This is a genomic window from Streptomyces coeruleorubidus (assembly GCF_008705135.1).
In the GTDB taxonomy this organism is placed as follows: Bacteria; Actinomycetota; Actinomycetes; order Streptomycetales; family Streptomycetaceae; genus Streptomyces; species Streptomyces coeruleofuscus.
Genome location: NZ_CP023694.1, coordinates 7,782,957 through 7,795,887, shown reverse-complemented (window position 1 = coordinate 7,795,887; position 12,931 = coordinate 7,782,957). Strand labels below are relative to the sequence as shown.

Below are 12,931 nucleotides of genomic sequence, written 5' to 3'. Positions count from 1 at the left end.
AGGCTGTCGGGGCAGTGAGGTTCAGCGCTGGGGCCGCTTGGGCGGGCTGCCGATGTTCCGGGCGCGCATGCCGGTGACTGTGGCGCCTTCGGCGACAGTGGTGATGTCCTGGTCTGTCTCCGCGTGTCCGCTGATGGTGTCGTCGGCATGCATGCCGGTGACGTGGCCGCGCACAGTGCGGATCTTCTGTCGCGAGAAGGGACCGGAAGGCTGCCGGTCCTCCTCCCCCTGGAATGTCAGCCGCTGCCCATAGAGGTCCTCGAGCCTGCCGCGCAGCCGCCCCAGCATTCGTAGGAGCTCGGGATTGTCCGCGTCGACGGGTGCTGCACCGCGGTGGTACGCGCCAAGAGCGTCGCGCAGTAGCTCCAGCTCTCCCTGATGCGCCGCGAGTTGCTCCTCACCGACGGTCAGCGGCAGCGCCAACTCTCCCCGCAGCGGCACGGGTAACGCCAAGTCGGCTTCAGGAGCGCCTCGCCGTTCCAGCAGGTTCTCAAGGCGCTGGTAGAGAAACGTGAAGGTGGCCGGCAGCCCGGCACCGAGCAGTGCGGACAGAGCACTGAAGTCAGACATGAACTCCCCCTGGCTCGCGTCGATTCATGTCAGGAATTCTCACTCGCACACCGACTGCGAAATCACCCCATTGAAAACATGACCGAAAGGCATACATTCCCTTCTGTCGCACATGTTTCTCCTGTATCAGGGGCCACTTTCCGCGCACGGCTATGGCTTCACTTCTCGTATTCGCGGCCTGGTTCTGCGCCCGGTTGTCCGTGTACAGGTCCCGTGTCACGTCCGGCTTCTGGACCCTGTGGCGGGAGGTGTCCGTGGAGGCGGTAGACCAGCTCATCAGGGTGTCTGGCCAGGCGTTCTCGGCGCCATGCTGCATCGAAGGAAAGCTGGCCACGGCTCCTGGCTGCCGCCCAGGCGGCACGGCTGCTGGTGACAGGAGACAGCAGTAATCGCGCGAGAGTCAGACGCATACCGTTCAGCGTGACCGCTCAGATTCCGGTCGGCCGATGCTTTTCCCGCGCTCTTGGGACGCGGGACGTTCCGGCATCACGAACCAGACATAGCGATATTGGCGAGCAATGTCCTTTCCTCTTACCCCCCGCACTCTCCCGTTCGTTCGTGGCAGACTTGCAACCCCCAAAAACGCACCCGAAGCGAATGTCTGATCGGGCTTTCCGAGGGGCACAAGGGCGTATTTCGGCCCGTCCCGGCCCGCGAGGGCGGCGGCTCCGTGCCGTGGCCACCTGCCTGGCCTGGCGGTGCAGCAAGTAGTCCCTCAGTGGACGTGGATGTCGTGGACGGACCAGCCGCGAGCAGTGATCGCCTCGATGTACGGTTCGGCTCGTGTGCGGTGCGCGGCGAAGGCGAGCAGGTGGGTGGGTCGGGTGGCGCCCACGAAGACGAGTTGTGCCGCGCGCTGGATCGTGACCAAGGCTTTGGAGGCGTCCTGTTGCCGGCTCAGGAGTCCGAGGACCTCGTGTACGTCGTGCTTCTTGCCGCTGCGTTCCAGGCATTCGAGGATGAGTGTGGCCGCGTGGGTTTCGCCCTTGGCGCTCTGGATCGATCCTGCAACCGATGCCACTACACCGTGGTCGGCATCAGCCGAGGCATCGAGCACGGGCGCTGGCTGGGCGATGTACGGGATGTGGGCAAGGGGATCTGCGAGACGGGAGACACCTTTCATGGGGCTGTGAGTCAGGTCCGGCAGCAGCCGCAGAAGCCGGGCGGTGAGGACTGCCCATTCGACGTGGCTATTGAGAGGGCTCGTCAGCAGATCGTGCAGAAGCAGGCGTGCCCTGCCTCCGGCGGTGGCCGGGTCTCGGTCCAGTCGCCTCAGTGGGGGCAGACCGCCGACACTGGCGAGTCGGGCTACGTCACGGATTGCGTTCCACAGGAGTGTGATCGCTGCGTGGTTGTCGCCGGATTGCCGCTGGGCCTGGGCGGCGCGTGCCGTCGTGATGAGACTGCCGGTTGTCTGGACCGGTGTGCTGGTGAAGCCGGGTACGTAGCAGGAGAGGGATTGTGGAAAGGCCTTGGCGCTTCCCCGCGTGAGGCGGGCGCCCAGGACGCGGGGCGGGTTGTCCAGCAGCAGCTGGCGGGGGACCGCGGCCGCTGCCATCCGTTCGAAGGCCGGTACCACTTCCGCGACGGTGTCGTCGTCGAAGAGCAGGAGGGCGACGGTCCCGTCGTGGCCGGCGCCGTCGATGCGTTGGCGGCGGTGGACCGTGAGGTCGCTGGCGAGTGCTGCGATCTTGCTGCCGAACCTGCGGCTGACGGGGAGTTGGGCGGCGTGCGGCAGGGGGAACGACGAGGGCTGTGCGGCATCCGGTGCGTCGGCGAAGATGCGCTGGTTGATGTCACCCACGCGCTGGACGACCGTGCCCGGCGGGCCGAAGACCTTGTCGAGCAGGCGTTGCTGGAGGTCGCTGGTGTCCTGCATTTCGTCCAGGAGGACGAAGGGGAAGCGGTGGGCGGCGGCCAGCGCGAGCTGGGGGTGATGAAAGAGGTGGTGCTCGGCGAGGGCGAACATGTCGTGATAGCGGAAGACGCCTCGCTCGGTGAGCACTTCCTTGAGCGCGGCGAATTGTTGGCCGCTGTCACTGGATGCTTTGAAGGGAGGAGTGCCGTCAGGTCCTGTCGCGATCAGGTGTCCGCCGTCGCAGACGTAGCGGGCCTCAGCGACGAGTGCGGGGCCGTTCGTGCGGTGCCCGAGTGCGGTGCTGAGCTTCCGGAACCGCGGGTGACGTTCGAGAAGCCGGAGGGCTTCGTCCGCGTAGGCCTGGTCGTCGACGGTCTGGACTTCAATGCCCCGGGACCGTAGGGCGGGCAGGGCGAGGAAGGTGTTGGTGAAGGCCTGGATTGTGCCGATGAAGTGCGGGTACTGCAGCAGGCGGCGTCCCGCCGGTGTGGCGGTGAGCCGGTGGGTGATCTCGTCCTTGGCTGTGTTGGTGTGGGACAGGACGCAGATGCCGCGTGTGGGCGAAGCCCATGCCTGGCCCAGGAGGGCTAGCTTCAGACCGATCAGGCTGGTCTTTCCCGAGCCGGGAGCTGCCTGGAGGTCCAGGGATTCCAGGCTCTGGATGAAGTTCCACTGTCCCTGGTGGGGCAGGTCGAGGCCGAGTTGTTGAGCGAGGGCTTCGACCTTGTCCTTGATGAAGGCGTCGGGGGCGTAGAGGGATGTCATCGCTCAGACCTCGCTGCACAGGTATGTGAAGGCGGCCACGAGGTAGGGCGGCAGGTCTTCATCGGTCACGGGCGTGCTCTGCAGCAGCCGGGCCGCGTGATGGGCGGCGATCGGCTTACTGCCCCGACCCATGCGCAGCGGCTCATAAATGTCCAAGGCCGCCTTTTCCAGGGGAACGTTGCTCTCTCGCCACTTCTTGACCTCCTCCTGCGCCAGTCGGTCCAGGTCGGCGAGTCTGTCCGCGGTGGGCCAGGCAGTCTTGGAGGCGACAGCGGCACGAACGGCCTGGTGCATCAGGGTCGCCATGGCCCAGGAGCCGGCGGCCAGGTCGTACTCCAGCGTCCAGTGGTCGGAGACGAAGGTGCGTACGTGGCCGCTGTCCTCCTCTTTCAACCCTGCGACGTGCTTTTCGATCTCTTGCTTGGTCATCTCCACCGAGCACTTCAGCTTCTTGCGCATCTCCGCGGAGGTACCGGCGGGAACCAGGTCCCGGTCCCGGATGCAGGCCACGGCGACCGGTATCTGCTCGCCCTCGCGTTGGAAGATCCGGCTGTAGCGGAAGAGGCCGACGCCGCCGACATTGACGACGCTGACGCCGCATTCGCTGAACGACCGGCCGACCGCCTGTGCGAGAGCGGGCAGGACGATGGCTTCGGCGTCGCCCTCGACGATGGCGACGCTGCGGGCGAAGAACAGATTGGCCTTGGTCACGTCGAGGAAGCGGGTGAGGAAGGCGTAGTCGCCCTCATCGAGCTTGGTTAGTCCCGGTGCCAGGCGGAAGGTGGATCCGCGGGCGACGAGGGTGAGATGTTCGACCGGAATGGCCGAGGCCAGGTTGGGGCTGTGGGTAGTGAGGATGACCTGGACCGGCGGCGTCTCCACTGTGTTCGCGGTCTCGGCGCGATCCCGCAGGAGGTCCATGATGCGGGTCTGGAGCTGCGGGTGGAGGTGGGCTTCGGGTTCCTCGATCAGCAGCAGGGGCGCGATGACGCTGTTGCCGAGCAGGAGCAGTTCGGCCGCCATGAACAGGGCGTTTGTTGTAACCCAAACCGTGTCTGGTCCACTCCCCCGTACCCGCGAACAGCGTGAGCTCCAACCGCTCCAGCGCGCGGGCGAGCGTCGCATCACCCGCAACGCCGATCTCACCGCGCAGGACGTCGGAGCCGATGGAGAACTTCTGCAGGTAACCGGTGTTGATGTCGTCCCGGGCCGTCTTGATGGCCTCGTTGTCGCTGATGTGCCGTTCCGCGCGGCGCAGGATGCCGACCAACGTGGAGGCGCTGCCGCTCTCCTCGTCGAAGTCGTCCTCACCTTGTGCGCGCATGGCCGGGTAGCCGGCCAAGATTTGCGACAGCCGTGATCCGCGGCCGGAGCGCAACTCCGCCTCCGCGTCCCGCAGGGGCCGCAGGTAGGTGGCCTTCAGCAGTTCACGTGCGGCACCGTCCAGGGCTGGCCCCTCCCCATCGCGGCCGGTGCGGGTGGTCATCGCGACGCGGTGGGGACGCAGCGGGTCCATCAACTCCGCTTTGACGGTGACGTAGAGGGCGACGTTGCCCTCCTCGTCCGTGGTGAGCAACTCAAGGAAGACGGCCTGTTCTTCCGTTGTGAGGTCCTTGAACCCGCAGGTGATCTTGAAAGTGCCCGCGCGGCCGCCGGGTCCGACGTGGAAGTCGTCGCGTGTGATGCGGTAGAAGTCAGCCGCGGTCGTCAGCAGGCACAGGCGGATCGCGTCGATGATGGCCGTCTTGCCGCTGTCGTTCTCGCCGACGAGGACGTTCGTGGCGGGACCGAAGTCCAGGCTCAGGCTGGCATCCTTGTCGCCTTCCTTCTGCGGCGCCGCGCCGAAGATCCGGAAGTTCTCCGCAAACAGACAGGCAAGGTACACCGACATCCCCCGAGCGATGAGGCCCGCGCCCTCGACGACACAGGCGGCTGTAACCGCCTCAAGTACCCCACCCGCATGCGGTTCTGACGCATCATACGATTCACCGCGACACTGGTGCCTCGTTTGACGAATCCCTCCCCATGGCTGGAAATGGACACGTCAGGTCGCCCAACTTCAGACAGCAGTGCGCGACCGTCATTGCGGCACAGCGGCGGGGGGAGATGGACCCTCACGACTGGTAGGTGCCACAGCAGGGCGCCTCCTACGCACAGGGCGCGTCGACACCGCGCGGAGTGAGCGCCTCTGCGGGTTCGTGCGCACCTCCTGCGTGGGGCCGGCCCGATCAGCAAATCCGGCGGACCAGGCCAGGATGATCCGAAGACCGTCCAGGCGCTCTCACGGCACGCCCGCTTCACCGAAACATGGGATACCCATGCGCGCCCACCGAGGGCGACAGAAGGCCTGCGCGTAACCGCGTTCAGCGATGCCTTCCGCTCAATGCACCAGAGCGGGGGCCGAGTTGCAGCACGGTCACCAGTGTGCCGGAAGAACCCGGATTACCACGTCGACGCCGCTATGCGCGAGCTGATCGGCAAACGGCCCTGGCTGACGGTCTTCCGCTTCCCGACCTACACCCCGACCTCAATCCGGCCGGGGGTGGTCTGGGCGCACCGAAGAAGAGCCTGCGCCCAGACCACCGGACTGATTAGGCCGTAAGGCCCGGCGCCCTCTCACATGCGCTGGCTTTCCGCTTTCGAGTAGTTCAGGGTCACAGCCATTCCTGGTTGGCCGGTCGCACTTTGTCCAGTGCCTCGCGGATCTTCTGGCCGATTGTGATGAGGCGTGATTCCGGGAGGCGGCTGGTGGGCCCGGCGACGGCGATCGCGGCGCGTGGGGTGACCGCGACGGCGACACACGAGATGCCTGCCTGCTGGCTGTCGAGGTCGAGGGCGAAGCCGTGGTGCTTGGCGTCGGCGATTTCCTGTGCGTGGCGTTCCCATCGGTCCGGGTCTTCGGCGCGGACCAAGTGGGCGAGGTCGGCGTCGGCTGCGAGCAGGGCGTGGCCGAGCGCCTCGCCGATCAGTGACTTTCGCTCGCCGGGTCTGACTGCGAGGTGCAGGGGCTGGTCCGATTGCACGGCGTCCACGCACAGGTAGTCGGTGCCGGTGGCGAACGCGAGGAAGGTGGACTCGCCCGATGCCTGGCTCACGTTCTTGAGCACGGGCCTGATGCGGGCGCGGAGGGCGTGTTCTGCCTCGGCGTCCAGGCGCAGCAGGCGGTTGAGCTTGCCGGTCAGCCGGTAGGCGGCGCCCTTCTTGTCCTGGGTGATGTAGCCGAGCCCTTCGAGGGAGGCGAGCAGATTGTGTGCGGTGCTGCGGTTGAGGCCGGCGCCGTCGGCAAGTTCGCTCAATCGCGCGCCTTCGGGATGCGTCGCGATGCGTTCCAGCAGATCGAAGGCCCGCTGCACGGACTGGAGCACGCGGCCGGATGACGTCTCGGATTCCATAATGTTGAACTCTAGCAGATTTCTGGACCTGATTGTTTGACATTGTGCTCTCGCGGAACCAAGGTGGTGATCGAGGGCGCGTCCGTAGTGGGCGCCGCATCAGCGGCCGTACCGGCCGGCCCCCACCCAATACCCCCCGCCAGGAAAGAGACACAGTCATGTCACGCGTCATCCTCATCACCGGCGCGAACCGCGGCATCGGCCGCGAGCTCGCCGCCCAGTTCGCCGCGGACGGCGACACCGTGCTGCTCAGCGCCCGCAACGGCGATGCCGCAGTTCAGGCAGCCGCAGAGATCGGCGGCGACACCCACCCGGTCCAGCTCGACGCCTCGGACCCGGCGAGCGTCAAGGCCGCGGCGCAGAAGGTTGAGGCCGAGCACGGTCGTCTTGACGTGCTGGTCAACAACGTCGGCGGCATCTTCGACTACGCCCAGCAGGCGTCCACCGCCGATCTCGGTGTGGTGCAGGACGCGCTGGAGATCAACCTCTTCAGCACCTGGCGTGTCACTCAGGCCATGCTGCCGCTGCTGCGCAAGGCGCAGGGTGCCCGCATCGTCAACGTGTCCAGCGAGGCGGCGTCGCTGGCGCGCATGGGGGCGGCCACTCCTGCCTACGGTGCGTCCAAGGCGGCTCTGAACGCGCTGACCCGTTCGCTGGCCGCGGAGCTCGCCGAGGACGGGATCACCGTCCACGCCGCGAGCCCGGGCTGGACGGCCAGCGACCTCGGTGGTGAGGGCGGCCGTCCCCTCGCGGAGGGCGCGGCCAGCATCAAGCACGTCGTCAACCTGCCCGCCGATGCGGGCACCGGCGCCTTCTACCAGGACGAGCAGATCCTGCCCTGGTAACACCCGATGCGCAGGGTCAGCACCGAGAATGCGGTCCTGGCCCTGCCGCCCTTTCAAGGGCGGGGGCGCCGGCGGTTGGCGACCGGACAAGCCCCCGCCCGCACCCCGAAGGCGCGGAGACCATGACGGACAACTCACCCGCACATTCACACACGTCCAGCCAGAGCCCCGCGCTGGAGCTCTCCCGGCCACTGGTGCCGGTGTTGTGGCTCGTGCTCATGGCGTCGCCGGTGGCCGCCGCGAACAACGCGACGGTGCTCATCCTCGACGACATCGGCACCGCGCTGGACACGACCGCCGCGACCGCTTCCTGGCTCGCCACCGTGTTCGCGCTCGTCCTGGCGGTTTCGACACCGCTGCAAGCCGCGCTCATGAGGCATCGCGGCAGGCACACGGTGCTCTTCACGAGCGCCGCGCTCGTCGCCGCCGGCACGGTCATCGTCCTGTTCTCGACCTGGCTGCCCCTGGCCGTGGCCGGACGGGCCGCCCAGGCCGTCGGCGGAGCCGGCCTGAACGTGCTCGCCATCGCCCTGGCCGGCAGCGCCCGCAGGATCGGCGCCATCAGCGCCGGGATGGGGCTGTTCGGTGCGGTCAGTCCGCTGATCGGCACCCAGCTCACCGACGTCCTGTCGTGGCGCGTCGCGCTCTCCATGCTGGCGATCACGCTGATCGCCGTACCCGTCGTCAGCCGCCGCCTGGCACCAGACACAGCCGGCATCGGCCGTTTCGACGCCGGGGGCGCGCTGCTGGTCGCGGTGCTCTCCGGAAGCGTCGTGATGTTCGCCTCGAACCCGCTGCCGGCCCTGGCAGCGACGGCGATATCGATCACCCTGCTCATCATCCATACGCGCCGCCGCCCCGACGGTTATGTGCCGGTGGCCACGATCCGGTCGGCGAGGTTCCAGACCGCCACCTGCCTGACACTCGCTCTCTCCGCGGGGTACTTCACCCTGCTGTTCGTCATCCCCCAGCTGCTCATCACCCGCGCCCACTGGACCAAAGACACCGCCGCCACCGGACAGCTCATGGCGATGGTCCTGGCCTCGCTCACCACCCTCGGATTCACCTCCATCGCCGCCCGCCTCTCCCGCACGAACGTACGGATCGCCCTCGTCGCAGCCGGGACCGCCGCCGTACTCGCCGCGGTCCTCGCGAGTGCGCCGGTTCTCCTACTGGCCGGGATCTTCCTGGCGCTGTTCGCCGCGACCTCGGCCAACGCCACCCAGGTCATCGCGGCCACAGCCTCCATGCCCGAACAGGACAAGCCGACAGCGATCGGGCTGTTCACCCTGCTCTACCTCCTCGGCGGCGCGATCGGCCCCGCGCTCGCCTCCGCACTGGTGCTCTAACACGAACCGCAACCGACATTGCACGTCACGGGCCCGTCCGCCACGGCGCCGGCACACACACCCGATGCCACCCCGCAGGGGCGCATCCGCGCCCCACCTGACAGGTGGGGCCAGGCCTCACCCGAACTCACACGACAGGAAAATCGCATGCGCGCAATCCTCTGGAAGCGTTCGTCCGCCCGGGTCCTGAAGGGCGTACCCGTCACGTTCCTCGCAGCGGGACTGCTCGTCGCCGGTTCCCACACGGCAACCTCCGCTGTCGCCGCCACCGCCACCGCCCACCACTCGGCCGTACAGAACAAGGTGATCACGCTGCCCGGCGCCACTTCCGCCGAGGGCATCGCCGCAGGCAAGGGCACGACCTTCTACGCCGGCGACCTCTACGCCGGAGACATCTACCGCGGCGACATCCGCACCGGCACCGCCGAACGCTTCATCGACGCCCCCGCCGGCCGGGCAGCAGTGGGCATGAAGGCCGACACACGCCACGGCCTGCTCTTCGTCGCCGGCGACAAGAGCGGCCAGGCCTACGTGTACAGCACCTCCACCGGTGCGGAGGTCGCCACCCTCCAACTCGCCGTCCCCGGCACCACCAGCCTCATCAACGACGTGGTCCTCACCGCGGGCGGCGCCTGGTTCACCGACTCCGCGCAGGCCAAGCTCCACTTCGTGCCCGTCAGCAAGCAGGGCACCCTGGGACAGGTCCGCACCCTCGACGTCACCGGCCCGGCCGCCGAGCTCAGCGGCGAGTACAACCTCAACGGGATCGAGGCCACGCCCGACGGCAAGACGCTGATCGTCGGTCACTTCGCGAACCAGCGGATCTACACGGTCGACCCGGACACCGGGGCCTCCGCGGTGATCAAGGGCGTCAAGGCACCCAACGCCGACGGCCTCGTGCTCCACGGCCGAGACCTGTGGGTGGTGCAGGGCTTCGACAACAAGATCTCCCGCTTCAAGCTCAGCGGCGACCTGCGCAGCGGCACCCTCGAGAAGGAGATCACCAGCCCGGCCTACGGCGTCCCGGCCACGGCGGCGCGCTTCGGCCACCTGCTCGCCGCCGTGAACGCCCACTTCGACACCCGCCCCACGCCGCAGGACCCGCCCGCCTCACCCACCTACGAAGTGGTCGTCACCAAGTCCTGACCCCGACCACTGCACATGAGGCCGCCGCCGCGCAGCAGAGTGCCGCGCGGCGGCGACCGCCGCTGTCGGTCACCCGGTCGAACTTTCCCGCGACGCAATGACGGTGGAGCGGTCGACGCCGACAGCAGACCGGGAACCGCGTGCGGGAGATCGCGCTGCAGATGGGCAAGCCCAGCATCGGCCGATGCGAAACGGCGTCCCTCGGCACCGCCCACCACGGCTCCGCCAACTCGGCATCAGTCCTGGCCTCGCTCGCGACCCTCGGATCTACCTCCATGACCGCCCGGATCTCCGGCGGATCGTCCGCGTAGCAGCCCGGACCCTTGCGGTACTCGCCGAGACCTCCTCCAACGCCACCCAGGTCATCGGGGCCACAGCCTCTGTGCCCGAGCAGTGTTCACCCCTTTCTGCCCCCTCGGCACAGCGATCAGCCCCGCGTCGGCCTCCGCACTGGTGTTCTGCTCGCTGCACAGCCCGAAATCAGCGCCCTGAACTCACGGTGATCCCCGAAAGGAACTCAGCATGAAAGCAGCAGTCATCGTCCGCACCGGACCAGCGGACGAACTCACCTACGCCGACGTGGAGCTCCCGCAGACCGGGCCGCACGACATCCGGGTGAAGACGGCCTTCGCCGCGGTCAACCCGGTGGACATCTGGACTCGACGAGGCATCCCCGGACTCGATCTCACCTTCCCCGCCGTGCTCGGCTGGGATGTCGCGGGAACCGTCGACGCCGTCGGCTCAGAGGTTTCCCGGTTCCGGGTGGGCGACCGGGTGATGGGCATGGTCAAGCAGATGACCCGCCTCCACGGAACCTACGCGGAATTCGTCAGCGCACCGCAAGAGCTCTTCGCCCCGGTACCCGCCGGGCTCAGTCTGGAGACAGCGGCGGCAGCTCCCCTGACCGTGCTGACCTCGGCCAAGCTCCTGAGCAACCTGCACCTGCCTGAGCGGGCGAAGGTGCTCGTCGCGGGGGCCGCCGGCGCGGTGGGACGGGTCACCGTCCAGTGGCTCGTCCAGGCCGGGCACGAGGTCTCGGGCCTCGCCCGAGCCACGGACGAGGACGATCTCACCTCGCTCGGCGTTCGCACGGTGTATCCGCCCGGTGCAGACGTTCCTCAGCAGGCGTTCGACGCCGTCATCGACACCGCGGGGCTCCCGCAGACGATCTCGACCGTGCGCGACGGCGGCGAATTCCTCTCGATCACGGATAACGAACAGCCCGGCCCGCAGCGCGAGATCACGCCCCGCAAATGCTACGTCGAGGAGGACGGAGACCAACTGGCCGTGATCGCCGAGCAACTGGCCGACGGCACGCTGTCAGTGCCGCTCTGCCGCACCTACCCGCTGTCGAACGCCGCAGCGGCGCACACGGCGTTCGAGCAGGGAGGCTTGCGAGGAAAGCTTTTGCTGGCCCCGTAAGAACATGCGGGTCACTCCGACGACGTGTTGCGCCAGCACCACGTCCATGCCCAACGCTGCGGCGATGACGTTGGCTCCGTCGACGACCATCGACAGGAGAATGACGTCGCGCTGGTCTCCCTGGAACTGCTCGGGTGTGCCGACCAGGATGCTGTGACGTTCGCGGGCCGACACATCGATGCGCTGGTCAACGAGGTTCTGTACCAGTCGCGTCAGGTCGCCGTGGCGCGGGATGATCACGCCGATACTACGGTCCGCGTAGTCGGAGTCCTGGGTGAGGCGGTGCAGTTCGTGGACGACGGCCTCTGCCTCCGGCCGGATCACTTCGGTGAAGCGGGACTGCAGCAGTTCGCAGGTTGGACTAGGGATCGAAGCCTTCGCGCTGCCAGGGTTCGAGGCCGGCCATGCGCTCGTCAAAAAATCCGAGTGGTCCGGTCATGCCTACTGTCGCTGTAGAACGGGGCGCACTGGCGGTCGTCCCCGACGACGATGATGGGCCTCCTACGCACGCGGCACGACGATGCCGCGCGGAGTGGCGCCTCGACGGGTTCCTGCCCACCACACGGGACCGTACTTCTACCCCGACTCGAACTCGAAAGCGCAGTACGCGACTTGGTAACCTCGGCCGCATCCGACGGACTTCAGCAACGGCCAGAGTTCAGGCTCGTGCTCAATTCCCGTGAACCCAGTATTCCGAAGGACACGATCCGCACATGTTCCCGGCTCTGTGCCGTCAGCTGGTCATGCGGTTGAGTTTGCGGACGCTCTTGTCGAAGGCCCGGGCCGGGACGATGCGCCGCAGCACGCTCACGCGTGCGGCGATCGAGCCGGCGGGATAGCTCAGCTTCGGCTTCGGGTCGGTCGCTGCCGCGACGACCACCTTGGCGACGACGGCGGGATCGTCGCCACTTCTCATCTGCTCCTCCATCAACTCATCGAATACGGCCCGTTGCCGCGCGTATATCGGCAGGGGGGTGTCGGCCTGCATCATGTTGACGTCGAACGGAGTGTTGATGGGCCCCGGCTGGACGCGCAGGACTCGAATGCCCTGCTCACGGACCTCGTGGTCCACGGACTCGGAGTAGCCTTCCACCGCGTGCTTCGTCGCGACGTAGACGGCCATGAACGGGTTGGGCACGAATCCGATCACCGAGGAGATGTTGATGATGCGTCCCCTCCCCTGGCGGCGCATGTGTGGCAGGACGGCCTTGGTCATGCGCATCAGGCCGAAGACGTTCACCTCGAAGATGCGCTGTGCCTGGGCTGCGGAGATTTCCTCGGCGGCTCCGTTGGCACCGATCCCGGCGTTGTTGACCAGGACGTCGATACGCCCGAACTTCTCGATCACCTGCTGAACGACGCTCTCGACCGAGTCATCGCGGGTGACATCGAGACTCAGGAACGTCACGCCGCCGCGCGAATCTCCCGCGGTCACCTTGCGACTCGTCCCGACCACGTCGAACCCTGCCTCGGCGAGCGCGTGCGCTGTCGCCTTGCCGATACCTGAGGACGCGCCGGTCACGAGCGCAAGCGGTCTGTCTGCTGTCATGGCCAGCTCCCTGAACGTTTTGAATTACGATGATA

11 protein-coding genes and 1 pseudogene are annotated in these 12,931 nt (G+C 67.3%); 5 read left to right on the top strand and 7 right to left on the bottom strand.

The annotated features are described in order from the left end of the window. Window positions 1–21: 21 nt before the first annotated feature. The 5 genes and pseudogenes from CP976_RS35905 to CP976_RS35880 all read right to left on the bottom strand — a co-directional run bounded on the left by CP976_RS35905 (window position 22) and on the right by CP976_RS35880 (window position 6,546). The gene (locus CP976_RS35905) at window positions 22–570 is read right to left on the bottom strand and encodes a hypothetical protein (protein WP_150484063.1); all 549 of its coding nucleotides are present in this window, start codon (window positions 568–570) and stop codon (window positions 22–24) included. 715 nt (window positions 571–1,285) lie between these two features. Next, window positions 1,286–3,193 carry a UvrD-helicase domain-containing protein gene (locus CP976_RS35895; protein ID WP_150484062.1) on the bottom strand — a complete coding sequence of 636 codons (1,908 nt, stop codon included), beginning with the start codon at window positions 3,191–3,193 and terminating at the stop codon, window positions 1,286–1,288. A gap of 3 nt (window positions 3,194–3,196) precedes the next feature. Next, window positions 3,197–4,216, bottom strand: a complete 1,020-nt coding sequence (locus tag CP976_RS43980; protein WP_229875644.1) for an ATP-dependent nuclease — start codon at window positions 4,214–4,216, stop codon at window positions 3,197–3,199. Between the two features lie 601 nt (window positions 4,217–4,817). After that, window positions 4,818–5,084: pseudogene (locus CP976_RS43975) on the bottom strand (AAA family ATPase); the annotation flags it as partial. A gap of 763 nt (window positions 5,085–5,847) precedes the next feature. Beyond that, window positions 5,848–6,546 carry an IclR family transcriptional regulator gene (locus CP976_RS35880; protein WP_167537488.1) on the bottom strand — a complete coding sequence of 233 codons (699 nt, stop codon included), beginning with the start codon at window positions 6,544–6,546 and terminating at the stop codon, window positions 5,848–5,850. A gap of 197 nt (window positions 6,547–6,743) precedes the next feature. Here CP976_RS35880 and CP976_RS35875 point away from each other — a divergent pair, with 197 nt between their 5' ends. The 5 genes from CP976_RS35875 to CP976_RS35860 all read left to right on the top strand — a co-directional run bounded on the left by CP976_RS35875 (window position 6,744) and on the right by CP976_RS35860 (window position 11,347). Further along, window positions 6,744–7,430 (top strand): SDR family NAD(P)-dependent oxidoreductase, encoded by a 687-nt coding sequence (locus CP976_RS35875; RefSeq protein WP_150484058.1) that lies wholly within the window; start codon window positions 6,744–6,746, stop codon window positions 7,428–7,430. A gap of 122 nt (window positions 7,431–7,552) precedes the next feature. Then, window positions 7,553–8,779 carry an MFS transporter gene (locus tag CP976_RS35870; RefSeq protein WP_150484057.1) on the top strand — a complete coding sequence of 409 codons (1,227 nt, stop codon included), beginning with the start codon at window positions 7,553–7,555 and terminating at the stop codon, window positions 8,777–8,779. 147 nt (window positions 8,780–8,926) lie between these two features. Then, window positions 8,927–9,925: an SMP-30/gluconolactonase/LRE family protein gene (locus CP976_RS35865; RefSeq protein ID WP_150484056.1), complete on the top strand. Its 999-nt coding sequence runs from the start codon at window positions 8,927–8,929 to the stop codon at window positions 9,923–9,925. 140 nt (window positions 9,926–10,065) lie between these two features. Beyond that, window positions 10,066–10,236 carry a hypothetical protein gene (locus CP976_RS43105; protein WP_167537487.1) on the top strand — a complete coding sequence of 57 codons (171 nt, stop codon included), beginning with the start codon at window positions 10,066–10,068 and terminating at the stop codon, window positions 10,234–10,236. A gap of 211 nt (window positions 10,237–10,447) precedes the next feature. Then, window positions 10,448–11,347 (top strand): NADP-dependent oxidoreductase, encoded by a 900-nt coding sequence (locus CP976_RS35860; protein ID WP_150484055.1) that lies wholly within the window; start codon window positions 10,448–10,450, stop codon window positions 11,345–11,347. Here CP976_RS35860 and CP976_RS35855 read toward each other — a convergent pair. Together CP976_RS35855 and CP976_RS35850 are read right to left on the bottom strand one after the other, a co-directional pair. Further along, a complete protein-coding gene (locus tag CP976_RS35855; protein ID WP_150484054.1) occupies window positions 11,246–11,764 on the bottom strand; it encodes an AAA domain-containing protein in 519 nt (172 codons plus the stop codon). The genes CP976_RS35860 and CP976_RS35855 overlap by 102 nt on opposite strands. A 316-nt stretch (window positions 11,765–12,080) precedes the next feature. Then, on the bottom strand, window positions 12,081–12,896 hold the full coding sequence (locus tag CP976_RS35850) for an oxidoreductase (protein WP_150484053.1): 816 nt from the start codon (window positions 12,894–12,896) through the stop codon (window positions 12,081–12,083). Between the last annotated feature and the right edge of the window lie 35 nt (window positions 12,897–12,931).